This window comes from Dactylosporangium sp. NPDC049742 (assembly GCF_040674675.1).
Lineage (GTDB): Bacteria > Actinomycetota > Actinomycetes > Mycobacteriales > Micromonosporaceae > Dactylosporangium > Dactylosporangium maewongense.
In genome coordinates this window covers 80,265-105,221 of sequence record NZ_JBFANF010000007.1, presented here as the reverse complement: position 1 = coordinate 105,221, position 24,957 = coordinate 80,265, and the positions used below count along the sequence as shown (strand labels likewise).

General features: G+C 74.2%; 19 protein-coding genes. 8 read left to right on the top strand and 11 right to left on the bottom strand.

Annotation, left to right across the window (positions count from 1 at the left end):
• Positions 1-132: 132 nt before the first annotated feature.
• The gene (locus AB0J72_RS12000; RefSeq protein ID WP_363397796.1) at positions 133-867 is read left to right on the top strand and encodes an ABC transporter ATP-binding protein; all 735 of its coding nucleotides are present in this window, start codon (positions 133-135) and stop codon (positions 865-867) included.
• 8 nt (positions 868-875) lie between these two features.
• Entirely contained in the window at positions 876-3,425 is a 2,550-nt protein-coding gene (locus AB0J72_RS11995; RefSeq protein ID WP_363397794.1) for an ABC transporter permease, read from the top strand.
• 65 nt (positions 3,426-3,490) lie between these two features.
• On the opposite strand, the gene AB0J72_RS11990 is transcribed toward AB0J72_RS11995, so the two are convergent.
• Positions 3,491-4,138 carry a response regulator transcription factor gene (locus tag AB0J72_RS11990; RefSeq protein ID WP_344499938.1) on the bottom strand — a complete coding sequence of 216 codons (648 nt, stop codon included), beginning with the start codon at positions 4,136-4,138 and terminating at the stop codon, positions 3,491-3,493.
• Positions 4,126-5,292, bottom strand: a complete 1,167-nt coding sequence (locus tag AB0J72_RS11985; protein ID WP_363397792.1) for a histidine kinase — start codon at positions 5,290-5,292, stop codon at positions 4,126-4,128. Before AB0J72_RS11985 ends, AB0J72_RS11990 begins: the two co-directional genes overlap by 13 nt.
• Positions 5,293-5,367: 75 nt before the next feature.
• Between AB0J72_RS11985 and AB0J72_RS11980 the strand changes: the two genes are divergently transcribed.
• On the top strand, positions 5,368-6,855 hold the full coding sequence (locus tag AB0J72_RS11980) for a phenylacetate--CoA ligase family protein (protein WP_363397790.1): 1,488 nt from the start codon (positions 5,368-5,370) through the stop codon (positions 6,853-6,855).
• Positions 6,856-6,899: 44 nt separating this feature from the next.
• On the opposite strand, the gene AB0J72_RS11975 is transcribed toward AB0J72_RS11980, so the two are convergent.
• Complete coding sequence (locus AB0J72_RS11975; protein WP_363397788.1) at positions 6,900-7,820, bottom strand: ion transporter; 921 nt, start codon at positions 7,818-7,820, stop codon at positions 6,900-6,902.
• Between the two features lie 172 nt (positions 7,821-7,992).
• Between AB0J72_RS11975 and AB0J72_RS11970 the strand changes: the two genes are divergently transcribed.
• Positions 7,993-8,751 carry a PIG-L family deacetylase gene (locus tag AB0J72_RS11970; RefSeq protein WP_344499944.1) on the top strand — a complete coding sequence of 253 codons (759 nt, stop codon included), beginning with the start codon at positions 7,993-7,995 and terminating at the stop codon, positions 8,749-8,751.
• A 58-nt stretch (positions 8,752-8,809) separates the two neighbouring features.
• Here the strand turns inward: AB0J72_RS11970 and AB0J72_RS11965 are convergent, their stop codons facing one another.
• Both AB0J72_RS11965 and AB0J72_RS11960 read right to left on the bottom strand, forming a co-directional pair.
• Positions 8,810-10,396 (bottom strand): pectate lyase, encoded by a 1,587-nt coding sequence (locus tag AB0J72_RS11965; RefSeq protein ID WP_344499946.1) that lies wholly within the window; start codon positions 10,394-10,396, stop codon positions 8,810-8,812.
• Positions 10,397-10,529: 133 nt separating this feature from the next.
• Positions 10,530-11,393 carry a LysR family transcriptional regulator gene (locus AB0J72_RS11960; RefSeq protein WP_363397785.1) on the bottom strand — a complete coding sequence of 288 codons (864 nt, stop codon included), beginning with the start codon at positions 11,391-11,393 and terminating at the stop codon, positions 10,530-10,532.
• Between the two features lie 69 nt (positions 11,394-11,462).
• Here AB0J72_RS11960 and AB0J72_RS11955 point away from each other — a divergent pair, with 69 nt between their 5' ends.
• On the top strand, positions 11,463-11,990 hold the full coding sequence (locus tag AB0J72_RS11955) for a hypothetical protein (protein WP_363397783.1): 528 nt from the start codon (positions 11,463-11,465) through the stop codon (positions 11,988-11,990).
• Here the strand turns inward: AB0J72_RS11955 and AB0J72_RS11950 are convergent.
• Entirely contained in the window at positions 11,957-12,667 is a 711-nt protein-coding gene (locus AB0J72_RS11950; RefSeq protein WP_363397781.1) for a YcnI family protein, read from the bottom strand. The two genes, AB0J72_RS11955 and AB0J72_RS11950, sit on opposite strands and share 34 nt — an antisense overlap.
• 160 nt (positions 12,668-12,827) lie before the next feature.
• On the opposite strand from AB0J72_RS11950, the gene AB0J72_RS11945 reads away from it, so the two are divergent.
• Entirely contained in the window at positions 12,828-14,261 is a 1,434-nt protein-coding gene (locus AB0J72_RS11945; protein ID WP_363397779.1) for a PepSY domain-containing protein, read from the top strand.
• 25 nt (positions 14,262-14,286) lie between these two features.
• Here the strand turns inward: AB0J72_RS11945 and AB0J72_RS11940 are convergent, their stop codons facing one another.
• Positions 14,287-15,003: a VOC family protein gene (locus tag AB0J72_RS11940; RefSeq protein WP_363397777.1), complete on the bottom strand. Its 717-nt coding sequence runs from the start codon at positions 15,001-15,003 to the stop codon at positions 14,287-14,289.
• Between the two features lie 163 nt (positions 15,004-15,166).
• Here AB0J72_RS11940 and AB0J72_RS11935 point away from each other — a divergent pair, with 163 nt between their 5' ends.
• Positions 15,167-16,837 carry an MFS transporter gene (locus AB0J72_RS11935; protein ID WP_363397775.1) on the top strand — a complete coding sequence of 557 codons (1,671 nt, stop codon included), beginning with the start codon at positions 15,167-15,169 and terminating at the stop codon, positions 16,835-16,837.
• On the opposite strand, the gene AB0J72_RS11930 is transcribed toward AB0J72_RS11935, so the two are convergent.
• The 4 genes from AB0J72_RS11930 to AB0J72_RS11915 form a co-directional block, all read right to left on the bottom strand.
• Positions 16,785-18,143: a hypothetical protein gene (locus tag AB0J72_RS11930; protein ID WP_363397773.1), complete on the bottom strand. Its 1,359-nt coding sequence runs from the start codon at positions 18,141-18,143 to the stop codon at positions 16,785-16,787. The two genes, AB0J72_RS11935 and AB0J72_RS11930, sit on opposite strands and share 53 nt — an antisense overlap.
• A complete protein-coding gene (locus AB0J72_RS11925) occupies positions 18,140-18,652 on the bottom strand; it encodes a SigE family RNA polymerase sigma factor (protein ID WP_363397771.1) in 513 nt (170 codons plus the stop codon). The genes AB0J72_RS11930 and AB0J72_RS11925 overlap by 4 nt, the downstream gene beginning before the upstream one ends.
• Before the next feature lie 99 nt (positions 18,653-18,751).
• Entirely contained in the window at positions 18,752-19,999 is a 1,248-nt protein-coding gene (locus AB0J72_RS11920) for a calcium-binding protein (RefSeq protein WP_363397769.1), read from the bottom strand.
• Positions 20,000-20,088: 89 nt separating this feature from the next.
• Entirely contained in the window at positions 20,089-22,521 is a 2,433-nt protein-coding gene (locus tag AB0J72_RS11915; RefSeq protein ID WP_363397767.1) for a SpoIIE family protein phosphatase, read from the bottom strand.
• 311 nt (positions 22,522-22,832) lie between these two features.
• Here AB0J72_RS11915 and AB0J72_RS11910 point away from each other — a divergent pair, with 311 nt between their 5' ends.
• The gene (locus AB0J72_RS11910) at positions 22,833-24,569 is read left to right on the top strand and encodes a S8 family serine peptidase (protein ID WP_363397765.1); all 1,737 of its coding nucleotides are present in this window, start codon (positions 22,833-22,835) and stop codon (positions 24,567-24,569) included.
• The last annotated feature ends 388 nt before the right edge of the window (positions 24,570-24,957 follow it).

Below are 24,957 nucleotides of genomic sequence, written 5' to 3'. Positions count from 1 at the left end.
CCTTACGAGCCGACCCCCGCCGCGGACGACGTCACCCGACTCACGCCTCAGCGGCACTACAGCCCGCTGTACCACAGATGCGGTGGCGCGGGGTATCGGTCCTGGTCGCCGCCGTGCCTAGCCTCGGACGGCATGAGATCCAACTGTGCGGTGCGCCTCGATGCGGTGTCGAAGGTGTACGGGTCGGGCAAGCACGCGGTGCGCGCGCTCGACGGGGTGACGGCCGGGTTCGCGCGCGGGACGTTCACCGCGGTCATGGGGCCGTCCGGGTCCGGGAAGAGCACGCTGCTCAACTGCGCGGCGGGACTGGACCGCCCGACGTCGGGCCGGGTGCTGCTGGGCGACACGGAGCTGTCCGGCCGGTCCGAGACCGAGCTGACGCAGCTGCGGCGGGACCGGATCGGGTTCGTGTTCCAGGCGTACAACCTGCTCGGCGCGCTGAGCGTGGCGGACAACGTCACGCTGCCGCTGCGGCTGGCCGGGAAGCCGGTCGACCGCGGGCGGCTGGCGGGTGTCCTCGCCGCGGTCGGGCTCGCCGAGCACCACGACCGGCGGCCGGGCAGCCTCTCCGGCGGCCAGCAGCAGCGGGTGGCGGTCGCCCGGGCGCTGATCACCGAGCCGGACCTGGTGTGCGCCGACGAGCCGACCGGCGCACTGGACAGCCGCAGCGGCCGCCAGGTCCTGGAGCTGCTCAGGAGGGTCGTCGACGAGCTCGGCCAGACGGTGCTGATGGTCACGCACGACCCGGTCGCCGCCGCGCAGGCCGACACCGTCGTGTTCCTCGCCGACGGGAGGCTGGCGGGCGAGCTGCACCGGCCGTCCGCAGAGCGGATCGCGCAGCGGCTGACGCACCTGGGGGACGCGTGAACCGCCGGATGCTGCGGCTGGCTGTGTGGCTGGCATGGAGCACCATCAAGGACCGCAAGGGCGGGTTCGTCGCGGCGTTCGTGGCGGTGGTGTTCGGCTCGGCGGTGATCACGGCGTGCGGGATCCTGCTGGAGAGCAGCGAGCGCTCGGGGGCTCCCACCGAACGCTACCGGGCCGCCGACCTCGTGGTGGGTGCCCCGCAGACGCTGCCGGTGGCCGACGACGTCGACCCGCGGTTCGCTGAGCGGGCCACCCTGCCGGCCGCCAAGGTCGCGGAGGTCGCGCGGGTTCCCGGGGTACGGGTGGCGATCGCCGACGTGAGCGTCCCGGTGAGCCTCGTGACGGCCGACGTGACGGCCGACGGGGCGGGTGGGCGGCCCGTGCTGGGGCACGGCTGGGGATCCGCCGCGCTCGGCCCGGTCACGATCAGCGCCGGGCAGCCGCCGGCCGGGCCGCGGGACGTGGTGCTGGACGCCGCGCTGGCCGAGCGGGCCGGCGTCGCCGCCGGCGCGGACGTCCGGCTCGCGGTCGGTTCGAACACGGCCACGTACCGGGTGACCGGCATCGCGGTGCGGCTGGGGAGCCGGCAGCCCGCGGTGTATTTCACCGACGAGCGGGCCGGGGAGCTGACCGGCCGGCCGGACCGGGTGGCCGTGATCGGCGTGCTGGCCGCTCCCGGCGCCGGCGACCTCGCGCGCGCCGTCAAGGAGGCGGTCCCGGGTGTGGTCGTCTACGCGGGCCGGGACCGCGGCGAGGTGGAGTTCCTCGACGTCGGCGCGACGCGGTCGTTCATCACCGAACTGTCGTTCGCCTTCGGCGGCAGCATGGTCTTGGTGATCATGGTCGTCGTCGGGAGCACCCTCGCGCTGTCCGTACGGCAGCGGCTGCGGGAACTGGCCCTCCTGCGGGCGATCGGCGCGACCCCGAAACAGGTGCTGCGCATGATCGCCGCGGAGACAGTGCTGGTGGGCGCGCTCGGCGCGGTGCTCGGCGTGGTCCCGGGCATCGGGCTCGCCTTCCTCCTGCGCGGCGTCTTCGCCCTCGCCGGTGCGGTGCCGGACGACTTCGAGCTGTCGATCGGCCCGCTGCCGCTGCTGGCGGCGACGGTACTGTGCCTGACCGGCGCCCGCCTCGGCGGCTGGATCGCGGCCCGGCGCGCGGCCAGGCTCAGGCCCGTCGACGCGCTCGGCGAGGCCGCCGCGGAGCCGGCGCGACTCGGCCGGATCCGGCTGGCCGCCGGCCTGCTGCTCGTCCCCGCCGGCCTCGCCATGGCGATCGTGCCGCCGCTGCGGGTGCCCGGCGAAGCCGCCGCCGAGGGCGCCGCGTTCTCGGCGTTCCTGCTCGTCCTCGCCGTCGGGCTGCTCGGGCCGCGGCTGCTCACCGGCGCCGTCCGCGTCCTGAGCCCCTGGCTGCACCGCGGGTCGGGTGTCAGCGGGTTCCTCGCGACCGCGAACGCCCGCGCCAACTCCCGGCGGCTCGCCGCGGCGACCACCCCGCTGATCATCGGCGTCACCCTCGCGGCCGGGCAGCTCTTCAGCGGCACGACCGCGGGCGCGGCCGCCCGGGAGCAGGCCGGGGACGGACTGCGCGCCGGCTACGTCGTCACCGCGACCTCCGCGGGGGTGTCGCCCGAGGTCGCCGACGCGCTGCGGGACGTGCCGGGCATCGCGACGGTGACCCCGCTCGTGCGCACGCGGACCCTCGCCCTCTTCGGCTCCGGCGACGACCGGCAGATCCGCAGCTACGCCGCGCAGGGGGTCACCGGCGACCGGCTCGCGGCGACCCTGGACCTCGGCGTGCTCGAGGGCGACGTCGCGGACCTGCGGGGCGAGACGGTGGCGTTGAGCCGGATCGCCGCGGGCACCCTCGGCGCGACGCTCGGCGGCACCGTCGACCTCCGGCTCGGCGACGGCACGCCGGTCACGCCGACGGTGGTGGCGATCTACGAGCGCGGCCTCGGCCTCGGCGACGTCACGCTGCCGCACGACCTCGTCCTGGCGCACACCACGGACCGGCTGGACCTCGCCGTGCTGGTGGCGGCGGCGCCGGGCACCGACGCCCGGGCGGTCGGCGACGCGCTGCGGTCCGCCGTCCGGGACCTGCCGACGGTCCGGGTCAGCGACCGGGACTCGTTCGTCGCCGCGCAACAGGACGCCACCGCCGGCGAGTCGGTGGTCGGCCTCGTCCTCAACGCGGTGCTCCTCGGCTACCTCGCGATCGCGGTGGTGAACACGCTGGTGATGGCGACCGCCGCGCGCTTCCGCGAGTTCGCGCTGCTGCGGCTGGTCGGCGCGAGCCCCGGGCAGGTGCGCGCGATGATGCGCGGCGAGACGAGGATCGTCGTCGTGGCAGCCGTGGTCATCGGGTCGCTGGCCGCGCTCCCGTCGCTGGTCGGCACGAGCTTCGCGCTGACCAGGACGCCGATCCCGTCGGTGCCGCCGCCGATGTACGCCGGGATCGTGGCCGTCGCGGCGCTGCTCGGCTGGGCGGCGATCATGACGGCGACCCGGATCGCGATGCGGCCGGCGCCGGTCGACGCGATCGGCGCCCGCTCGTGAAGCCCTCGACCGTCGCCGCCCGCTCGTGAACGCCTCGGCCGGCGGCGCTCAGCGGCCGGCGGCGCTCAGCGGCCCGCGGCGTTGAGGTAGGCGAGGACGGCCAGGACGCGGCGGTGGCCGCTGTCGGTGACGGCGAGGCCGAGCTTGGCGAAGATGTTGCCGATGTGCTTGTGCACGGCGTTGTCGGTGATGACGAGCCGCGCGCCGATGGCGGTGTTGTCGAGGCCCTGCGCCATCAGCCCGAGCACCTCGCGTTCGCGGGGCGTGAGGGCGGCGAGCGGGTCGCCGGCGCGCTGCACCAGCTGGGCGATGACCTCGGGGTCCATCGCGCTGCCGCCGTCGGCGACCCGGCGCAGGGCGTCGACGAACCCGTCGACCCGGCTGACCCGGTCCTTGAGGAGGTAGCCGACACCACCGCCGGCGGTCGCGAGCAGCTCCGCGGCGTACTGCTGCTCCACGTACTGCGACAGCACCAGCACCGGCAGCCCGGGGTGCTCCCGCCGGGCCTGCAGGGCGGCCCGGATCCCCTCGTCGCGGAACGTCGGCGGCAGCCGGACGTCGACGATCGTCACGTCGGGCCGGTGCTCCCGCACGGCGGCGAGGAACCCGTCCGCGTCCTGCGCGACGGCCGCGATCTGGAAGCCGGCCCGGCCGAGCAGCAGCTCCAGCCCGGTGGACAGCAGCACGTTGTCCTCGGCGATCACCACCCGCACGGCAGCTCCACGGTCACGGTCGTCGGCCCGCCGGTCGGGCTGTCGACGTCGACGGCGCCGTCCAGGGCGAGCACCCGGCGGCGGATCCCGGCGAGACCGGTGCCCCGCCGCTCGTCGGCGCCGCCGGCACCGTTGTCGGTGACCACCACCGACAGCCGGTCCGCGGTGCGGCCGACCCGCACCCGGGCCGCGGTCGCGCCGCTGTGCCTGGCGACGTTGGTGAGCGCCTCGGCGACGGCGAAGTAGACGACGGCCTCAACGGCCGCCGGGACCCGATCGAACTCGCCGATCTCCAGCCGGGTCGGCACGCCGCAGCGGGTGACCACGGCGGTCAGGGCGCCGTCGAGCCCCCGGTCGGCGAGGATCGGCGGGTACACGGACCGGATCACCTCACGCAGCTCCGCCATCGCCTCCTCGGTGCCCTCGTGCGCGTCCCGGAGCAGCCCCTCCACGAACTGCTCGTCCCGCGGCGACTCGGCGAACGCCTGCCGGGCCACGGCCAGCCGCATCGCGATGGCGACGAGCCGGGCCTGGGTGCCGTCGTGCAGGTCACGCTCGATCCGGCGCAGCTCCGCGCCGTGCGCGTCGAGCACGTCCGCCCTGGTCCGGGTCAGCACGGCGACCCGCTCGGCGAGCTCCTCGTCGGCCCGGCGCGCCAGCACCGCCACGCAGCTCCGGGCGTGCGCGCGGGCGACCGGCGGGAAGGCCACGTACGCCAGCACCGTGAGCAGCACGACCTGCAGGGGCCCGAGGGTCAGCGCCGTCGCCCACCCGGTCACCGGGACGTCGATGAACAGCCGCGGCCGCTCCACGAACGGAAACGCCCACCACAGCGGCGTCGCGATCAGCGCGACCACGATGTTGCCCACGCACAGCAGCGCCGGCAGCCCGAACGCCACCCCCGTGACCGCATGCACCGGCAGCCAGAGCAGGGCGCCGGCCGTCCGGCCCGTCGCCGCGTCCGCCCACGCCGCCCGCAGCGTGGGCCGCGCCCCTGACGCCGGGTCGAGCAGCCGCCGGGCGCGGCCGCGGTGCCAGGCCGCCCACCAGCGGGCGAGCCGCGGCACGCACAGCAGCGGCAGCGCGAGCACGGTGCCGACCGCGGACAGCAGCGAGCCCAGGAGGTACACCCCGCCCCGCCGCGCCGCCCGCACGGCGTCGAGTCTGCCCAATGATCGTCGCGCCCGCCAATACAATCGGCCGGGCCTGAAGCGGACGGAGTGCGTACAGTGGATGACAGGGCGCAGCGGGTCCTGGCGGGCCTGCGCGAGTTCTACGAGGCCCCGCCGGGCGCGGCGGCGGTGGAGGACGGCGCCGAGCGGGCGCTGCGGCTGTTCCGCGACGTCGCCGCGAGCGTGCCCGCATACCGGGCGTTCCTGCGCGAGCGCGGCGTCGACCCGGCCGGCATCGCCACGGCGGGCGACCTCGCGCGGGTGCCGCTGCTGACGAAGGCCGACTACCACCGCAGGTATCCGCTGCCGGAGCTGTGCCGCGGCGGGACGCTCGACGGCGCGGAGACGGTCGCCGTGTCGTCCGGGTCGTCGGGGCAGCCGACCGTGTGGCCGCGCTCCGTGCCGGACGAGCTCGTCGTCGCCCGCAGGTTCGAGCAGGCGCTGGTCGGCAGCTTCCGGGCCGACCGCCGGCGCACGCTCGTCGTGGTGTGCTTCGCGCTCGGGTCGTGGGTCGGCGGCATGTACACCGCGGCAGCCTGCCGGCACCTGGCCGCGAAGGGCTACCCGGTCACGGTGGCGACGCCCGGCAACAACGTCGACGAGATCCTGCGGGTCGTCCAGGAGCTGGGGCCGCACTTCGAGCAGGTGGTCCTCGCGGGGTACCCGCCGTTCGTGAAGAACGTCGTGGACGCCGGCCGGGAGCGGGGCGTGGACTGGCCCGCGTACGCGATCAAGCTGCTGCTCGCCGGTGAGGTCTTCAGCGAGGAGTGGCGCACGCTCGTCGGCGCCAGGGCCGGGATGACGGACCCGCTGTCGGACTCCGTCTCCCTGTACGGCACCGCCGACGCCGGCGTCCTGGGCACGGAGACGCCGCTGAGCGTGGCGATCCGGAGGTTCCTCGCCGGCCGTCCCGACGCCGCCCGCGCGCTGTTCGGCGACCCGCGGCTGCCGACGCTCGTGCAGTACGACCCGGTGACCCGCTACTTCGAGACCCACGAGGGCACGCTGCTCTTCACCGGCGACGGCGGCATCCCGCTGGTCCGCTACCACATCGCCGACGAGGGCGGGCTGCTGTCGCACGAGGCGATGCTCGCGTACTGCGCCGGCCTGGGCTTCGACCCGGCGGCGGGCCTGGACGCCGGCGCCGCCCCGCGGCTGCCGTTCGTGTGGGTCTTCGGCCGGTCGCTGTTCACCGTGTCGTACTTCGGCGCCAACATCTACCCGGAGAACGTGACCGTCGCCCTGGAACGCGACGGCATCAGCGACTGGGTCACGGGCAAGTTCGTCCTGCAGGTCCTCTCCGACAGCGACGAGGAGCGCCACCTGTCCGTCGTGGCGGAGCTCGCGCAGGGCGAGACCGGCGCCCCTGGAAGGGCCGCGCAGCTGGCCGGCGCGATCCGGGACGAGCTGCGGCGGCTCAACAGCGAGTTCGCCAACTACGTGCCCGCCGCCTACCAGACACCGCGGGTCGAGCTGCGCCCCACCGGCGACCCCGAGTACTTCCCGCCGCAGGTCAAGCACCGCTACACCCGCCCGGCCCGGTGACCCCGCCGGGCCGGTGTGGTGCCGATGACGGGCGTTCGCCGGCCTCAGCCTGATCCGTCGCCGACCGGCGCTGGCTGGCGCGGCACCGGTCCGGCCGGATCCGTCGCGACCGGGCGGGCGAGGTGCTGCTCGAGGGCGTCGACGGCCGCGCGCAGCGACGCCAGCTGCGCCGCGACCGTCGCGTCTGCGGGCTGTCCGGCGGGGTCCTCGGCCGGGGTGGGGGCGGCGTTCGCCGTGTCGCGCTCCTCCTGATGGGCGTCCTGCAGCGCGTTGAGCACGACGCCGACGAGGAGGTTGGTCAGCAGGAAGCAGGCGGCGACCATGTAGGAGACGTAGTACAGCACCGCCCACTCGGTGACGGCGCGGCCGGTCTGCAGGGTGTCGGTGATGCCGTCGAGGGACAGCAGCAGGAACAGGGTCAGCATCGCCTGCCCGACGGTGCCGTACCGGGCGGGGTTGGCGTCGGCGAACATCATCCAGCCGAGCATGGCGTAGCCGTACAGCAGCAGGACGGTGACGAGCAGGAAGCTGCCGAGGCCGGGCAGGCTGCGCCGGATGCCCACCAGGATGACCCGCAGGCTCGGGAAGAGCCGGAACGTCCGCACGATCCGGGCCAGGCGCAGCATGCGCAGCACGGTCACGTTCTCCCGGACGCCCGGCAGCAGCGGCGAGAGCAGGATGAACAGGTCGAAGAGGTTCCAGGCGTCGCGGAAGAACGCCCGGGGCGCCGGCAGCTGCGCGCCGAACCGCACCAGCAGCTCGACCGCGAAGCAGACGATGCAGCCGTACTCGACGGCCCGGAGCACGTCAGCGGCGGCGCGGTGCGCACCGTCATAGGTTTCCAGGCCGAGCACCGCCGCGTTGATGACGATCACCGTGAACGAGGCGACGGTGAACCAGCGCGCGTCGATCAGCGCGCGGCACGCCGTGGCGACGCGGGCCACGGACGGATGGATGGTGTTCATTGACAGGCCGAACTCCCAGGACGGTGACCTTCAACCGGGACGCAGCCTACGACATGATCGACATGTCCGGATCGACGGGACAACCCGCCGGAGGAAGCCGTGCTCAACCGGGCTGCCCGGGGCCGGGCGGACCCGGCGGCACCGGCGCGCGGCGTGCAGCAAGATGGGAGGCATGACTGAAACGCCTGCCACACCGCACCCGCTGCAGCCGGTCGACGAGGACTGGCAGCGGGCCCTCGCGATCGTCGCGCACCCCGACGACCTGGAGTTCGGCGCCGCCGCGGCGATCGCCCGCTGGACCGGTCAGGGCAAGGAGGTGGCGTACGTGCTGCTGACCAGCGGCGAGGCCGGCATCGACGGGATGGACCCGGCGGAGGCCGGGCCGCTGCGGGAGCGGGAGCAGCGGGAGTCCGCGCAGATCGTCGGGGTGTCGCAGGTGGAGTTCCTGGGCCTGCCCGACGGTGTCCTGGAGGGCGGTGTGCCGCTGCGGCGCGAGCTGGCGCGGGTGATCCGCACGCACCGGCCGGACATCGTCATCACGAACAACTTCCGCGACAGCTGGGACGAGGCCGGCGACGCGCTCAACATGTCGGACCACATCGTCACAGGCCGGGCGGTCCTCGACGCCGCGCGTGACGCGGGGAACCGGTGGGTGTTCCGGGAGCAGATCGACGAGGGGCTGGAGCGGTGGGGCGGGGTGCGGCAGGTGTGGGCGGCGAACTCGCCGCTGTCCAAGCACGCCGCCGACACGACCGCCACGTTCGACCTCGGCGTGCGGTCCCTGGAGGCGCACGAGGCCTACCTGCGCGGTCTCGGCACCGGCGACTTCGACGCGGAGGAGTTCCTGGAGGGCTTCTCCCGGCAGACGGGCACCCGCCTCGGCGTCACGTTCGCCGCCGCGTTCGAGGTGTTCAAGCTGAGCCTGCTCTGACCGCTGCCGCGAGGGGGCGGGGCCGGACGGATCCGGCCCCGCCCCCTCTGCCCGCGAATCAGGCGTAGGTCTCGAACTCGGCGACCTTCGGGGTGCCCGTGGCGCTGGTGATCTCGAAGGTGACCTTCTTCAGCGAGGTGCGGGTGAAGGTGATGACGCCCGCACCGGTACCGGACGCGAGGACCGCACCGGTGTCACCGTTGAGCACGCGCCAGTTGCGGATGACGCCGGTGGAGCCGGACGCCTCGCGGATGTTGATGCGCGAGATCGCGGTGGCCGAGCCCCACTTGATGGAGATGGAGCCGGTCGTGCCGGACGGCGACCAGTACGTGCTCATGCTGCCGTCGCGGACGTCGCCGTAGCTGGTGCCGTCGGCCTTGCTGGAGCCGTCGGAGCCGGCGCCGATGCTGAGGTTCGTGCCGCCCTGCGTGGGTCCCGGCGAGGACGGGCCGGGGGAGGACGGCCGCGGCGACGACGAGGTCGGCCCGGCGGAGGTCGGACCGCCGGTCGGGCTGGTCGGCGTGCAGCTGCCGTTGGATACCTGCAGGCCCTTGTTCGCGCCCGCGGTGCGGCTCACGACGTCCGGCACGCAGCTGGCCGGGTCGAGGGAGAAGCTGTACGGGATGCTGACGCTGGTGTTGGACGTCGGGTTCGGGCCCGCCGGGTTGGTGTCGGTGCCCTTCGGCGACCAGGTCACGTTGTCGAAGATGTTGCCCGCGACCTGCCAGTAGCCGGCCTCGCTGGTGTAGAACGTGCCGATGACGTCCTTGGAGTTCTTGAAGTAGTTGTTGTCGATGCGTGCCCGCGCGCCGGCCCGGGAGTTGATGCCGGACTCGTTGAGGCTCACGTAGGAGTTGTTGTAGATGTGCGCGATGCCGCCGCGCAGCAGCGGTGTGCGGGAGTCGATGTTCGTGTACGAGTTGTGGTGGAACGTGATGTAGCTGTTGCCCCGGTCGCTCTCGCTGGAGCCGATGAGGCCGCCCCGGCCGGAGTTCTTCAGGGTGCTGTAGGACAGCGTCACGTACTGCACGTCGTCCTTGAGGTCGAACAGGCCGTCGTAGCCCGCCGACTCGCCGCCGGACGCCTCCAGGGACACGTGGTCGACCCAGACGTTGCGGACGGTGCTCTCCATGCCGATGGCGTCGCCGCCGTTGGACGTGGGTGAGCCGGACTTCTTCACGTTCCTGACCGTCACGTTCTGGATGATGATGTTGCTCGAGTCGCGGATGTGGATGCCGAGCTGGTCGAAGACCGCCCCGCCGCCGACACCGATGATGGTGACGTTGCTGATCTCCTTGAGCTCGATCTTGTCCTCGGCGGTGTTGCAGCTGCTGCCGGAGACCTTGGTCGTGTTGCCGTGGTTGATCGTGCCCTCGACCTGGATGATGATCGGGGTGCTGCTGCTGGCGCGGTTGCACAGGGCGGCGTGGATGGCGGTGCCGGTGGTGGCCCGGACCGTCTGCCCGCCGGCGCCGCCGGTGGTCCCGCCGTTCTGGGTCGCGAAGCCGGTGACGCCGCCGGTCGCCGCGGACGCCTCCGGCGTGGACAGGGCGACGCCGATCGCGGTGCCGACGATGGCGGTGGCGGCCGCGGCCACGCCGGCCCGGAGTGCGAGGCGGCGGGGTGTTCGGGACTGTGGGCTCATGCGAAGCCTCCGTGGGGGTGATGCGACGGGGGTGTCAAAGCATCGGCGGAACCCGATACTAGGAAAGCGCTTTCCTCCACGACAAGGGTTCTGGTGTGCAGGTTTGTTGCAGGAATCCGGATCCGTGAAATTTTCAGGCGCGGGCAAGAATGCGCTGCACAAGACCGGTGATTCGCGGGTCTGACATCGCTGACGGTTGATGCACCAGGTGATACGTGATAGGTGGCAGGTCCCGGACCGGGCGGGCCACCACCCCCGCGGGTGGCGGCACGCAGCCGTTGACGACCGACAGCCCCACGCCGAGCGCGACGAACTGCGCGATCAGCGGCCACCCCTCCGCCTCCACCGCGACCGTCCAGCCGGCACCGGCGGCCCGCAGCGCCTGCTCCAGCAGCACCCGGTGCGGCCGGTGCTGCGGCGGCACGACCATGCGGGCGCCGTCCAGGTCGCGCAGCCCGACGCTCCTGCGCCGGGCCAGCCGGTGTCCTTCGGGCACGAACAGCATCTGCGGGAACGTCGCCAGCTCCGCCACGGTCAGGTCCTCGGGCAGCACGTCCAGCACGCTCACCCCGAGGTGCGCCTGCCCGGTCCGCACCGCGGCGAGCATCTGCCGGTGGTCGCAGTTGATCAGGCGCAGCCGGGTCGGCTCCTCGGCCAGCACCGCCCGGATCGTGTCGCCCAGCAGGTACAGGTAGGCGCCCTGACCGGCGGCGAGCACGACCGGCCGGCGCGGCGCGGCACCGGCGAACTCGGCCAGGAACTGCGCGAGCCGCTCGTCGTGCGCGCGGGCGAATCGGGCCACCGCCTCACCGTCGGGCGTGAGCACCAGCCGCCGCCCCACCCGGTGGTACAGCGGCCGGCCCAGCTCCCGCGCCAGCTTGCCGATCTTCACGTGCAGCGCGGGCTGGGAGATGCGCAGCCGCTCCGCCGCCCGGGTGAAGTTGAGGTGCTCGGCGAACACCGCGAACGCGGCGAGGGCGTCCGGCGACACAGCCATAGCCGCAGACTATAGCCGCGCGGACAAGAATAGTTCCGCTCTAGCGCCGCGGTGGCGACGCTGAACCACATGAACACAGCAGGCAGCAGGCTCGGCGTCGACATCGGCCGGGTCATCATCGGCGGGTCCGCCCCGGGCGGCGGCGACACCCAGTTCTTCAGCGGCGACACCGCCAGGATGCTGGCCACGCCGGCGGTGCCCGGCGCGTTCGAGGCCCTCGCCCGTCTCGTGCCGCGCTTCGAGCAGGTGTGGCTGGTCTCCAAGTGCGGCGAGCGGGTGCAGCGCCACACGCGGCAGTGGCTCGACCATCACGCGTTCGCGGCCCGCACCGGGATCCCCCGCGAGCACCTCCGGTTCTGCCTGCGGCGGCCCGAGAAGGCCGTGCACTGCGCGGAGCTGGGCATCACCCACTTCGTCGACGACAAGCTCGACGTGCACGAGGCGCTGCGCGGCATCGTGCCGCACCGGTTCCTGTTCGGCCCGCAGCCGGCCCCGGCGCCGCCGTGGCTGCACCACACCGAGACGTGGGCCGCCGCCGAGGCCGCGATCCTGCGCAGCCTCGATCAGGCCCTGGATGAGGCGCCCGCGCGGCGGTAGGCGACCACGGCGGCGAACAGCGCCGCGAACCCGGCGAGCAGTGCGGCGATGCCCAGCGTGATCGCGGTGCCGTCGGTCTGGCCGTCGGCGGCGGTGTCGGCGGCGTCCTGCGCGGCGGTGATCACGGCCGTGGTGGCGGGCGGCTCGGTCTTCTTGGTGAGTTTGAGGACGGGGGCGGGGTGTTCGGCCTCGGCGCCGGCGGCGGGTTCGTCGATCCAGCGGACGATCTCGCCGGTGGAGTAGGTCTGGAGGGCCTTGAAGACGATCTGGTCGGTGGTCGGCAGGGGGCCGAGGGAGACGTCGAACTCCTGGAACTGGTGTGGTTTGATCTCCGCGCCGGCTGATGCGGTCCAGGTGATTTTGGAGACGGCGTCGGTGAGTTCGCCGTCGTCGGTCTTGATCGGTGTGGCGAGTTTGCTGGTCTCGGCGACGGCGGTCCAGCCCTGGATCGGCTTGAGTGACACCGACGCGATCGGCTTGTCGGTGGGCAGCGCGATCTCGAGTTTGGTGGTGGAGGCGTCGTCGCGCTCGTTCGGCACCCGGAACGTCACCTTGGTGTAGCCGCCCTGCGTGGCGGTGTTGGGGTTGACGGTCACGTGCGCACCCGCGGCGGCGGGCACGGCGAAGACGGCGATCAATGCGGCGGCCAGGGCGGCGGCCGGGCGGGTGAGACGCATGGCTTGGCGTTCCTCGGTTTCGGCGGAGGGTTCGGCGGAGTGGGGCATGAGGTAGTCGGCGATCGGGCGCGACAAGTTCCCGGGAACTTCCTCCGGTCCGGCGGCGACTACATGCTCGTGGGCCCGCCCGCCCCGATCGCCTGTATCCGGAGGTCTCCCGATGTCCGTCGCCACCGACGTCTCACCCCCAGCCGTGCAGCCCCGCCCCGAGGCGTCGGCCCGGTCGATCGTGCCGCTGCTGACCCGCCTGCACTTCTACGCCGGGGTGCTGGTCGCGCCGCTGCTCGTCGCCGCGGCGGTCACCGGGCTGCTGTTCGTGTTCACCCCGCAGCTCGACAACCTCGTCTACGACAAGGAGCTGCACGTGGCCCGGGTCGGGCCCGGGCTGCCGAAGCCGGTGTCGGAGCAGGTCGCCGCCGCGATCGCCGCCCACCCGTCGGGCACCTTCACCTCCGTCACGCCGGCGTCGGCGCCGGACGCGACCACGAAGGTCGTCTTCAGCGTGCCGTCGCTGGGCGAGAAGACGCACACCGTCTACGTCGACCCGTACACGGGTGAGATCCGCGGCCAGCTCACCACCTGGTTCGGCGAGACGCCGCTGACGACCCGGCTCGACGACCTGCACCGCCACCTGCTCCTCGGCGACGTCGGCCTGGTGTACTCGGAGACCGCCGCGAGCTGGCTGTGGGTCGTCGTGCTCGGCGGGCTCGTCCTGTGGTGCAACCGTCAGTGGCGGTCCCGCGGGGAGCGGCGGCGTAGCCGTACCGAAGCGACACTGCTCTATGACCTGCGCGCCGCGAAGGGAGTCCGCCGCACCCGGGGCATGCACGCCGCGACCGGCGTCTGGCTCACCGCCGGCCTGCTCTTCCTCTCCGCGACCGGCCTGACCTGGTCGGACTGGGCCGGCGCCAACTTCAGCCTCGCGCTGGACAGCCTCGACTCGCGCCGCCCCGCCGTCAGCACCGCCCTGTCCGGCGCCCCCTCCGGCGGCGGTGGCCACCACGGTGAGGGCGGCGCGGCGGCCCCGGCCGGCGACCCCGCCCAGGTCGACGCCGTGCTGCGCATCGCGCGCGCGAACGGCCTCACCGGGCCGATGGACATCACCCCGCCCGCCGCGGACGGCGCCGCCTGGACCGTCTTCGAGAACGACAACGTGTGGCCCGTCCACTTCGACCGCATCGCCGTCGACCCGGTCGCCGGCACCGTCACCGACCGGTCCGACTTCGCCGACTGGCCGCTGCTCGCCCAGCTGACCAGCCTCGGCGTCCAGGCCCACATGGGCTACCTGTTCGGGCCGGCCAACCAGATCCTCCTCGCCGCCCTCGCGATCGGCCTGCTGTGTGTCGTCGTCTGGGGGTACCGCATGTGGTGGCAGCGCCGCCCCACCCGCACCCTGACTGGTGCGCCGCCCGCCCGCGGCGCGTGGCGCCGGGTCCGTCCGCCCGTCCTCGTCGCGGGCATCGTGGTCACCGGCGCGATCGGCTGGGCCCTGCCGACGTTCGGCGTCACGCTCGCCGCGTTCATCGTCATCGACGTCATCGCCGGCCTGCTCCGCCGCCGTCGCGCCGCGGCGGACCCGCCGGCAGTGGGGTAGGAACGCCCCGCAGCCCCGTCAGGGGTCAGCCGGGCTGGGAGCAGAGGCAGAATGGCTTGCCGACCGGGTCGAGGAAGACGCGGAAGGTCTCGCCGCCGGCCTGGAGCCGGGTCGCGCCCAGGGCCAGGGTCGCCGCCTCGGCCTCGTCCAGGTCGCCGACCAGCACGTCGAGGTGGAGCTGCTGCGGGTGGGCCGGGTCCGGCCAGCGCGGCGGGGTGTAGCCGTCGACGCGCTGGAAGAGGACGGGGCGGTCGCCGTTGTCACCGATCTGCGTGAAGTCGTCGTCGTTGTGGGTCAGGGGCTTGCCGAGCAGGGCGGTGTAGAACTGGCTGAGGCTCCAGGGATCCGCGCAGTCCACGACCGGGCCGAGCAGGGTCACGCCGTCGTTGCCGGGCTGCCAGCAGAGGTCGAGCGGGTGGCCGGCCGGGTCGGCGACGGTGATCCAGCGGTCGTTGCGGCGCAGCAGGGTGCCGCCCAGCGCCAGCACCCGCTCGAGAGCGGGCTCGAGCGCGGGGACGCGGAGGTCCAGGTGCGCCTGCTGCGGGCGCTCCTGGCCGGGCCACAGCGGCGGGCGGTGGTCGGGGGCGAGCTGGAAGCCGACCTTCCATCCGTCGTTCGCGCGCAGCGACACCCAGTCGTCGTCGGCGTAGGTCTGCTCCCAGCCCGCGAGCTCGGCGTAGAACGCGGCCAGGCCGCGGTAGTCGGCGGCGTCCAGGACCACGACGTCCAGCGTTCCGATCATGGGTCGAGGATACGACCGCCGCCGCGGCGCACCCGTGCGCGGGACCTCGTCCGGGGGCACGCGTAACCGGCTACGTCCTCAGGTCGTTGAGGAGTGAGGTCCAGCAGACGAGGCGGACCGGTCGAGCGTTGCGTGGGGGTGCGGGGCTGATGGCACGATGCTGATGCGGCGGGTCGATCCGCCGGGCAGGGCGGCGCCGGCGGGCAGGGCCGGCGTCACGCTGGCCGTGGCCGTCACGGGCTACATCCTGCATTACTGGGCGTGGATGCTGATCGGCCCGCTGGGCCCGCAGCTCGGTTACCGCTTCGGGCTCGACGAGGGCGCCTGGGCCCTGCTCGGCAGCGTGCCGCTCGTCGTCGGCGTGCTGCTGCGGGTCCCGGTGGGGGTGCTGACCGACCGGTTCGGTGCCAGGATCGTGCTGCCGGTGGTGAGCCTCGCCGCGGCCGCCGCGGCGGCCGCCCTGGCCGTCGTCGACGGGCTCGCGGCGCTGATCGTCGTGGCGTGTGCCCTCGGCGTCGGGGGTGCGGGCCTGCCCGCCGCCGCGGGCGCCCTCGTGCGAGCCGTCGCGCCCGGCCGCCGCGCGTCCGCGCTGAGCCTCCTCGCCGCGGGCATGTGCCTGGCCGCCACGACAGGGGTCGCCGTGCGGGCCACGGTCGCCATCGACCGGGAGCACGGCCTGCTGATCCTGACCTGCGCGCTGCTCGGCCACGCCGGGCTGGCCGCCGCCGTGCTGCGCGACCGTCCCACCGCCGGGCGACGGCCGGGGAGTGCCTGGTCGGCCGTTCCCGCCCTGGTGCGCCGGCCGGTCACCCGCTATCTCGCCGTCTGGTACGGCGTCTCGTGCGGCGGCCTCGTCGCCCTCGACGTCTACCTGCCGGCGTACCTGCACCACACGTACGGCGTCGGCTGGACCGCGGCCATGCTGTTCGCGGCCGGCGCGGTCGGTCTCGGCGCGATGGCCGGGCCGTTCGGCGGCTGGCTGTGCCGGCGGCGCGCCCCCACCGCCGTGATCGGCACCTGCTTCACCGCCCTCGCCGGGCTGCTGGTGATCCTGGCGTTCGAGCTGCCCCTCGCGTGGGTCGCGGGCCCGGCCCTGGGCGGCGTCGCGGTCGCGCTGGGCACCGCGTTCGGCAGCGTGCTGGCGCTCATCGGGCGCACCGCCCCACCCGCCCAGGCCGGCACCATCACGGGCGTGATCGGCGCTGTCGGCAGCGGGGTCGGGTTCTTCCCGGCGCTGCTGCTCAGCACCGTGCACGACATCAACGGCTCCTACGCCATCGGGCTGATCCTGCTCGCCGCCGCCGCGGTCAGCGGCGCGAGCAGCCTGCGGGCCCGGCGCGCCTGGATCGGCGCCGCCGTCGCCTTCCCCGCGCCGGCCGATGTCGCGTCACAGGCCGATGACGCGTCGCAGGCCGCCACGACGATCGTGGCGCTGGAGGGGCCGCAGGTCCGCGCGTACCTCGGCGACGTCACCGCCGTCCTCGCGACCCTCGCGACCCGGCACGAGGTGGCGGTCGTCTGCCGGGACGGCGGCACGGGCATCGGGTTTCAGCTCGTCGCGGGTCTGCGCCGGCACCTGCCGGCGCACACCGTGCTGTCCATCACGGCCGAGACGCCGCCGCACCCGCACGAGACGGCGGCGATCGCGGAGATGATCGACGCGGGGAAGATCCCGGTCGTGCTCGTCGACGGCGTCGACCCCACGCCGACCGCGATGCTCCTCGCGGTGTCCGTCGAGGCCGACCAGGTGCTCCAGCTGAGCCCGGACCGGGTCGAGGGGCTCATTCCGTTCCAGCGTCTCCCCGCGACGCACCTGCCCCTCGTCGGCGGGTGATCCGGCGGTACAGCAGGAACACCACGACGACCAGGAACACGCTGCCGCCGGCGGTGGTCACGGTGAACCACCCGGGCCACGGCCCGCGGTCCGGGTCGGCGGGACGCACCACCAGCGACGGCAGCAGCCCGGTCGCCATGCGGATCTCGTACGCCTGGCACGTCTGTGTCCCGTACTCGCAGCTCTGCCCGGCGTCGAACCGGCTCAGCCGCGTGCCGGGCAGCCCGCCGTCCAGCGGCACGTCCCGCAGCTCACCGGGGCCCTCGCCGGCGGAGACCAGCGCGACGATCCGGTCGCCGGACCGCCACCCGAGCATCTCCTCGGCCGCGATCGGCTCCGGCACCGGCCCGCTCCCGGTGGCGTCGGCGAAGACGATCCGCCGGTGGTAGTACGTGACCCCGTCGCCGCCGCTGGAGGTCGTGGCGCCAGTCGCGGCGAGGAGCCGGCCGTCCGGCGACCAGGCGGCGTTCATGGTGAGGACGTGCTCCGCGGGCAGGTCGACGGTCCGCACCACCCTGCCGTCCAGGTCGACGATCTTGACCTGGGGCCCGGTCTGGACCGCGATCCGCTGCCCGTCGGGCGCGAACGACGCGGCGAAGACCGGGGTCACGCCGTCCAGCGTGCGGTGCCGGCCGGTGGTGAGGTCCACCAGGGTCAGCACGCCGGTCCGGCGGGACTCGCCGAGGGTGTCGTTGTACGGGTCGCCCATCGGCATCGGCACCGCCGAGTACGCCAGGGTCCGACCGTCGGAGGAGAACGCGAGCGGCACCGCACCCGTCGGCGCGGGCAGCGGGACCGCCCGCCGGCGTCCGGTGGGCAGGTCGACGAGGGTCAGCGCGTCGACGGCGATCTTGTCGTCGGTGAGGACGGCGGTCGTCCCGTCCGGCGACAGCAGCCAGGGCCGGATGCCGCGGCGCCCTTCGGCCGCGTCCAGCTGCCGGTAGGTGTCCCGGTCGGCGCCGAGCGCGAGCGGCTGGAACTGGTTGAACAGCTCGCCGTTGCCGAACTGGTACAGCATGACGGCCCGCCCGCCGGGGGAGCGGCTGACGGTGCTGGTCAGCGACGAGTACGGCGCGATGTGGTCGGGCAGCGACGGCGTCGCCCCCGGCGCGGCCGGCACGACGGCGACCGGCCGCACGAGCGGCAGCAGCCCGAGACCGGCGGCGAGCACGGCCACGACGGCGATCACCGCGGCGACCCGGCGGCGCCGCACCGACCTGCGCCCCCGCGCGACGAGGGTGTCGACGTACTGCGGCGGCAGCGGCGGCTCGTCGAGCGGCACCGACCGGAACAGCTGCTCGCTCACCGCGCCTCCCAGGCGTAGTCGGGCATGAGGCGGCGCAGCGCCGCGAGGGCGTAGGACGTCTGGCTCTTCACCGTGCCGGTCGAGCAGCCGAGGACCCGCGCGGTCTCCGCGACGTCGAGCCCCTCCCAGTACCGCAGCACCAGCACCGCCCGCTGCCCCGGCGCCAGCTTGGCGAGCGCCGCGTGCAGGTCGACCCGGTGCTCCAGCACAGGCGCCGCCGGCACCACCGGCGCCGGATCGGGCTCGGCGTCGGTGAACAGCCGCACGTTGCGCGCCCACCACGTGCCGCGCTGCTGCAGGTACACGTTGACGAGCACCTGCCGCACGTACGCGTCCGGCGAGTCCGCGGCGCTGATCCTGCCCCAGTGCCGGTACAGCTTGATGCAGGTCGCCTGCACCAGATCGTGCGCCTCGTGCCAGTCCCCGCACAGATGGTAGGCGGTCCTGCGCAGCGCGAGCACCCTGTCGCTCACGTACTGCACGTAGGCGTGCTCCTCGTCGGCCCGCATCCGGCTCCCTCCCTGCTCACCTCCTGGATCGCAGCAACCACCGGATCGGTTGTGCCCGCCGCCCGGAAATTCTGCGGGATGCGGGGCCGGCGCGGTAGGTCAGGGGAGCTGGCCCGGGAACTCGCAGGCGGTCTTGCTGGCGCCACCGGTGTCGGCGTGGCACCAGTCGATGTCGGCGCCGCCGTCGAGGGCGTCGTAGCCGGAGCCGCCGGACAGCACGTCGGCGCCCTGGTCGCCGTGGATGGTGTCGCCGCCGGCGCCGCCGTGGAGGTCGTCGGCGCCGTACCCGCCGTAGATGGTGTCGGCGCCGTCGCCGTCGGTGATCGTGTCGTCGCCGCCGAGGCCGTACGAGACGTCGTTGCCGCCGAGCGGGTAGATGGTGTCGTCACCGCCGGTGATGGGCAGCCAGTTGCCGCTCGGGTCGCCGCGCAGGACGTTCGCCGAGTCGTTGCCGTACAGGACGTCGTCGGCGGAGCCGCCGGTGAGGTTCTCCACGGCGGAGCCGATAAGGTCGCCCTCGCCGGGCGCGCCGTCGTTGGCCAGGCCGTCCAGGCTGGCGGTGACCGGCACCGCGTGGTCGCCGTAGCTGACCGTGTCGACGCCGGTGCCGCCGTACATCGTGTCGGCGCCGTCGCCGCCGAGGAGCGTGTCGTTGCCGCCGCCCCCGCTGATCAGGTCGTCGCCGTCGCCGCCGCTCAGCGTGTTGGCCCCGGCGTCGCCGATGAGCGTGTCGTCGCCGGGGCTGCCGACGACCGCCTCGACGGCGGCGAGACCGTCGTGCTCGGGGCCGCCGTCGCCGGTGCTCAGGTCGACGGTGACGGGTCCGGGGTGCTGTGCGTAGCTGACCGTGTCGGTGCCGGCGCCGCCGTCGATCTGCTCGCCGTGCGTGCTGGACGTGACGGTGTCGTTGCCGTTGCCGGCGGCCACGTTGGAGCCGGAGACGGTCACGCCGGTGAGGTCGACGGTGTCGTTGCCGTCGCCGGTACCGATGAGCCAGTGCACCGAGCCGCCGCCGATCACCGTGACCCGGTCGCTCCAGTCGCCCGGCTCGACGTGGATGTCGGGCGACATCGACACCGTGCACTGCGCGACCGTGTCGTCGCCCAGGACGGGGTGCGTACAGTCGCCGGAAACGCTGATCGGATGGATGTCGTCGATCGTCACGGTCGTGCCGGACTTCGTCACCACGACGTCGTTGGCGAACCCGGGGGCGCCGCTGAAGGTCAGGTTGTGGGAGATGTCCGTGGTCGCCGACCCGCCGGGCGGCACGGCCGCCGCCGGCTCGACCGTGACCAGCACCGTGCTCATCGTCGCCGCCACCGTGAGCGCGGCCAGCCGTCGCATCATGCAGCCGTGGTACCAGCGACGGTCACCGGCCGCTCCGACGGGGTCAGCTATCCGACACGCTGCGTGACCAGGTTGGCATCCCGGGCCGGTCAGACGCGGGGGAGGTCGAACCAGACGAGCTTGCCGCCGGTCGGGACGAGCTCGGAGCCCCACGCGGCCGCCAGTTGCTCGATGATGTGCAGGCCGCGGCCGTTGTCGTTGTCGACGCCGGCCGGTGACGTCCGGCGCTCCGGCGGGCGGATGCTGGTGTCGTGGACGGTGACCCGCAGGTACTCGTCCAGGCACAGCTCGACGGTCACGTCACCGACGGTGTGCTGGATCGCGTTGGTGATCACCTCGTCGAGCAGCAGCAGCGCGTCGTCGATGATCGGTGCCTGCTTCCACGCGGTGAGCATGTCGGCGGCGAAGCGGCGGGCCGCCGACGCGCTGATCGCCTCGCCCCGGAAGCGGCGCCGCGCGGTCGGCGGCGCGGTCGGCACGGCGTCGCTGGTGAGGCAGAGGACGGCGACGTCGTCGGTGCGGGGCCGCGGGCCCACGTCGCTGCCGAGGATGTGGTCGAGGGTGCCGCCGGGGTCCCGGGTCGGCGCGCTGTGCAGGGCCGCGCGCAGCTCCCGCAGCCCCTGGTCGATCGGGTGCCGGCGGTCCTCGACGAGGCCGTCGGTGTAGAGCAGCAGCGTCGCCGCCTCCGGGATCAGCAGCGTCGTGTCGAGGTAGACCGCGTCAGGGGTCACGCCGATCGGCGGGCCGGGCCGCAGCCCCAGCCGGTGCACGCCGTCGGCGGTGCGCAGCATCGGCGGGGGATGGCCGGCGGAGACGGCGGTGACGGTGCCCTCCGCGAGGTGCACCTCCAGGTAGCAGCAGGTCGCGATGGTGTCCGGGTGCAGGTCCAGCACCAGCCGGTTGACGTGGTGCACGACGCTGGCCGGGTTGTGCCGCTCGCCGGCATACGCGCGCAGCGCGTTGCGGACCTGCCCCATCGTCGCCGCGGCCGCCGCGCTGTGCCCGGCGACGTCGCCGATGACGACGCCGACGGCCCCTTCGCCGAGGTCGATGATGTCGTACCAGTCGCCGCCGACGTCGACACCGTGGGTCCACGGCAGGTACCTGGCCGCGTGGCGCAGCCCCGGCACGCGCGGCAGCGTCGCGGGCAGCAGCGCCCGCTGCAGCGCGGACGCGAGCGTGGTGCGCGCCTCGAAGAGCAGCGCCCGCTGCAGCGCCTGGGCGCCGAGGCCGGCGAGGGCCATGAGCGTCGCCTGCTCGTCGTAGTCGAACTCGCGCGGCCTGCGGTAGCCGACGACGAGCGTGCCGAGGACCTCACCACCGACCGCCAGGGGCAGGAACGCCCAGGCCTGCCGCTCGCCCGCCGGGACCGCCACCGCCGGGTCCGGCTGCGCGGCCTGGAACTGGGCGAGGGACGTCAGGTAAAGCGGCTGCCCGGTCCGCGCGACCGCCGTCGCCGGATACGGGTGGTCCAGCGGCAGCTCCCGCAGTTTCGCGACGACGTCGGGCTCGTAGCCGTCGTGGAACCGCAGCTGCAGCTGCTGCTCGTGCAGCAGCAGGAGCGCGAGGCCCTGACCGCCCGCCGACGGGCGCAGCACCGAGCCGATCGCCGCGTACACCTCGGCCGTCGTGCTGGCCGCGACCAGCGCCGTCGTCGCCGTCTGCAGCGCGGTGGCGCGGGCCGCCGCGTCCGTCGCGCGGGCGGCGGCCCGCTCGGCCTCCGCGGCGACGGCGGCGAGGTGCCGCTGCTGCCCGACCTGGTCGGTGACCTCCCGGAACGACACCGCCACGGCCGGCGTGCCGGCGTCGGTCCGCGCCCGGGCGATCTTCACCTCCCACACCTGGCCGACCTGCGGATACGGCCGCTGCTCCAGCCACGGCTCGCCGGTCTCGGCCACCGACCGGTACCGGTCGAACAGGCCGTCGTCCCAGCTGCCGGGTGACACCTCGCTGAGCGGGTGCCCGATGACCTCCTCGGCGGTGCGGCCGACGAGCTTCGCACCGAGCTGGTTGACGTAGTCGCAGACGAAGTCGACGATCGCGCCGCTGCCGTCGGTCACCGCCCGCAGCAGCGTGAAGCCGTCGAAGGCGGCGTCGAGGACGTCATACAGCCGGGTGCCACCCGTCGACGGCGGCGCGACCGTCAGCTGCCGCAGGTCCACGAACCGCACCCCGAGCCCGTCACCCCACGGGCTGACCCGCATCTCGAAGTGCCCGGTCACGCTCGGCCGGTCGTAGTAGACCGTGCGGGTGACGGGTTGTTGCGTCTCCACGACCTCCCGGTAGAGCGGCAGCGTCCCGTCGTGCACGGTCTCCGGCCACAGGTCCCGGTAGCGCCGGCCGATCAGCTCCTCGCGGGACCGGCCCGCGAACCGGCAGCCGGCGTCGTTGATGTACACCATCTCGAAGTCGACGATCTCGCCGTCCTCGCGCACCGCCGTGGCGAGCACCCAGCCCTGCCGGTCGTCGTCGAGCATTGCCAGCAGTCGCGCATCGCGCGGCGCGCCGCCGTCCTCGCCCAACGGGCCTCTCCTTCTCGCCGGTGCGTCGCGGTGACGCCCTGTCATCCTCCCGCATCCGCCGCGCGTCGTCGAACCACCGCGACGCGAACCCCTCACCCAGGGCACCGCGCGCCGACGGCCGGGTTCCGCTCGTCGGTGCCGGGACCTTCGCAGCCGGCGGGCTCGGGTGCGGGACGGGTGCGCGCAGGGTGCTGAATCGGGCGATGTGGCGGTGGTTACCACGAAACGGGACGGGACCGGCTGATCGGACGACAGCTCCGGGCCCGCGGCGGCCTTACGATCGAATGACCGCACCGTCTGATGGAGGTTTGATGCGTCCAGGTTCCCTGATCCGGGCCGCTGTCGCCGCGACCGCGGCGACCGGTCTGCTGGCCGGGCCGCTCGTGGGGCCGGCGGCCGCGGCCGTCCGCACGGGGCACGCCGCCGAGGCGTCGGTGGCGGTGATCGTCCGGCATGACGGGACCGGCGGAGCGGAGGCCGCCGTAGCCCGGGTGGGAGGCACCGTCGGGCAGCACCTCGACCTGGTCGGGGCGTTCACCGCGACGATGCCCGCGGGCGCGCTCGCCGCGGTGAGCGCCGCGCCGGGTGTACGGGCGGTCACGCTCGACGGCGCGGTGCGCCTGCAGGGCGAGGAGTGGAACGCCGACAAGGACCAGCACTCGATGTACAGCCTGACCCAGTCGATCGGGGCGCAGGACGTCTGGTCGGCCACCGACTCGTCCGGCGCGAAGCTGACCGGTCAGGGCGTCGGCGTCGCCGTCATCGACTCCGGGATCGCGCCCGTCGCGGGTCTCGACACGCCGGGGAAGGTCGTCAACGGCCCCGACCTGTCGTTCGAGTCGCAGACGCCCGCGCTGCGCAACCTGGACACGTTCGGGCACGGCACCCACATGGCGGGCATCATCGCCGGCCGCGACAGCGGGGTCGCGGCCGGCGAAGAGGCGGACAAGAAGCGGTTCGTCGGGGTCGCGCCGGACGCGCACCTGGTCAACATGAAGGTCGCCGCGGCCGACGGCGCCGTCGACGTCTCGCAGGTCATCGCGGCGATCGACTGGGTCGTGACGCACCGGGACGACCCGGGCCTCAACATCCGGGTGCTCAACCTGTCGTTCGGCACCGACTCGACCCAGGACCCGCGCCTCGACCCGCTGTCGTACGCGGTGGAGGCGGCCTGGAAGAAGGGCATCGTCGTCGTGGTGTCCGTCGGCAACGACGGCCTCCAGGAGTCCCGCGTGGGGATGCCGGCGCAGAACCCGAACGTCCTGGCCGTCGGCGCCGCCGACCCGCTGACCACCGCGGACCGCTCCGACGACGTCGTCGCCGACTTCAGCACCGGCGGCTCCGCGACCCGCCGCGCCGACCTCGTCGCGCCCGGCAAGTCGGTGGTGTCGCTGCGCGTGCCGAACGGCTTCATCGACGCCGCCTACCCGCAGGCGCGCATCCCTGAGGACCCCGACCAGCGGTACTTCCGGGGCAGCGGCACCTCGCAGGCCGCCGCGGTCGTGTCCGGCGCCGCCGCGCTGCTGCTGCAGCAGCGCCCCGACCTCACCCCCGACCAGGTGAAGAAGCTGCTGACGGGCGCCGCCGACGCCATGCCGGCCGGCGACACGCTCGCCCAGGGCGCGGGCCAGCTCGACATCGCCGCCGCCGTGAAGGCGCCGACCCCGGCCGCCGCGGCGCAGGGCTACCTGCCGGCGACGGGCCTCGGCTCGCTGGAGGCGTCGCGCGGCACCTCGCACGTCGCCGACCCCGACACGGGCACCGAGCTCACCGGCGAGGTCGACATCATGGGCCAGGCGTGGACGCCAGCCGGCTGGGCGCAGGTCTGCACGACGGGCACCGCCTGGAACGGCGACACGTGGAACGGCCGCACGTGGTCGGGCCGCACCTGGTCCGGCAGCAACTGGGCCGGTCGCACGTGGTCGGGCCGCACGTGGTCCGGCGCCGTCTGGGACGGCCGCACGTGGTCGGGCCGGACCTGGTCGGGTCGCACGTGGTCCGGCCGCACCTGGTCGGGCCAGGCATGGTCCGCGAGCGACTGGGGCTGACGCGTCCCGGCTCACCGGCTCCCGGTCGCAGGGTTTCCGACCCTGCGACCGGGAGCGCTTCGGTGCTGCCGCCGGCGGCGGTCAGCGCCCGGAGTGGTCGTGCAGCGGGCCGGCCACGACCGCCCGGCCGGCTGGGTGCTCCAGCGCGGCCGGCCGGGCCTGCCGCACCCTGTCGTGGGCGGCGGCGACGGCGTCTGGCATCCGTCGAGTATCGCCACCCGCTGCAAGGCGTGGCCTACGTGGTGGTCGCGGGCAGCCGGGGAGCGGGCACCCGCGGCAGGCCGCGGCGGCGGGTGGTGGCGTCGGTGCCGCCCAGCCAGCGCAGCCAGCGGCAGGCGGTGCGGACGCGCCTCATCGCCGCGGGCCCTGGGGACGGGGCTGGAGCCGG

Excerpts from the sequence above, each read along its gene's own strand:
- AB0J72_RS12000 (WP_363397796.1), top strand. The coding sequence starts at position 133 with ATGAGATCCAACTGTGCGGTGCGCCTCGATGCGGTGTCGAAGGTGTAC.
- AB0J72_RS11995 (WP_363397794.1), top strand. The coding sequence starts at position 876 with ATGCTGCGGCTGGCTGTGTGGCTGGCATGGAGCACCATCAAGGACCGC.
- AB0J72_RS11975 (WP_363397788.1), bottom strand. The coding sequence starts at position 7,820 with ATGAACACCATCCATCCGTCCGTGGCCCGCGTCGCCACGGCGTGCCGC.
- AB0J72_RS11970 (WP_344499944.1), top strand. The coding sequence starts at position 7,993 with ATGACTGAAACGCCTGCCACACCGCACCCGCTGCAGCCGGTCGACGAG.
- AB0J72_RS11965 (WP_344499946.1), bottom strand. The coding sequence starts at position 10,396 with ATGAGCCCACAGTCCCGAACACCCCGCCGCCTCGCACTCCGGGCCGGC.
- AB0J72_RS11960 (WP_363397785.1), bottom strand. The coding sequence starts at position 11,393 with ATGGCTGTGTCGCCGGACGCCCTCGCCGCGTTCGCGGTGTTCGCCGAG.
- AB0J72_RS11955 (WP_363397783.1), top strand. The coding sequence starts at position 11,463 with ATGAACACAGCAGGCAGCAGGCTCGGCGTCGACATCGGCCGGGTCATC.
- AB0J72_RS11950 (WP_363397781.1), bottom strand. The coding sequence starts at position 12,667 with ATGCGTCTCACCCGCCCGGCCGCCGCCCTGGCCGCCGCATTGATCGCC.
- AB0J72_RS11945 (WP_363397779.1), top strand. The coding sequence starts at position 12,828 with ATGTCCGTCGCCACCGACGTCTCACCCCCAGCCGTGCAGCCCCGCCCC.
- AB0J72_RS11940 (WP_363397777.1), bottom strand. The coding sequence starts at position 15,003 with ATGATCGGAACGCTGGACGTCGTGGTCCTGGACGCCGCCGACTACCGC.
- AB0J72_RS11935 (WP_363397775.1), top strand. The coding sequence starts at position 15,167 with ATGCGGCGGGTCGATCCGCCGGGCAGGGCGGCGCCGGCGGGCAGGGCC.
- AB0J72_RS11925 (WP_363397771.1), bottom strand. The coding sequence starts at position 18,652 with ATGCGGGCCGACGAGGAGCACGCCTACGTGCAGTACGTGAGCGACAGG.
- AB0J72_RS11920 (WP_363397769.1), bottom strand. The coding sequence starts at position 19,999 with ATGATGCGACGGCTGGCCGCGCTCACGGTGGCGGCGACGATGAGCACG.
- AB0J72_RS11910 (WP_363397765.1), top strand. The coding sequence starts at position 22,833 with ATGCGTCCAGGTTCCCTGATCCGGGCCGCTGTCGCCGCGACCGCGGCG.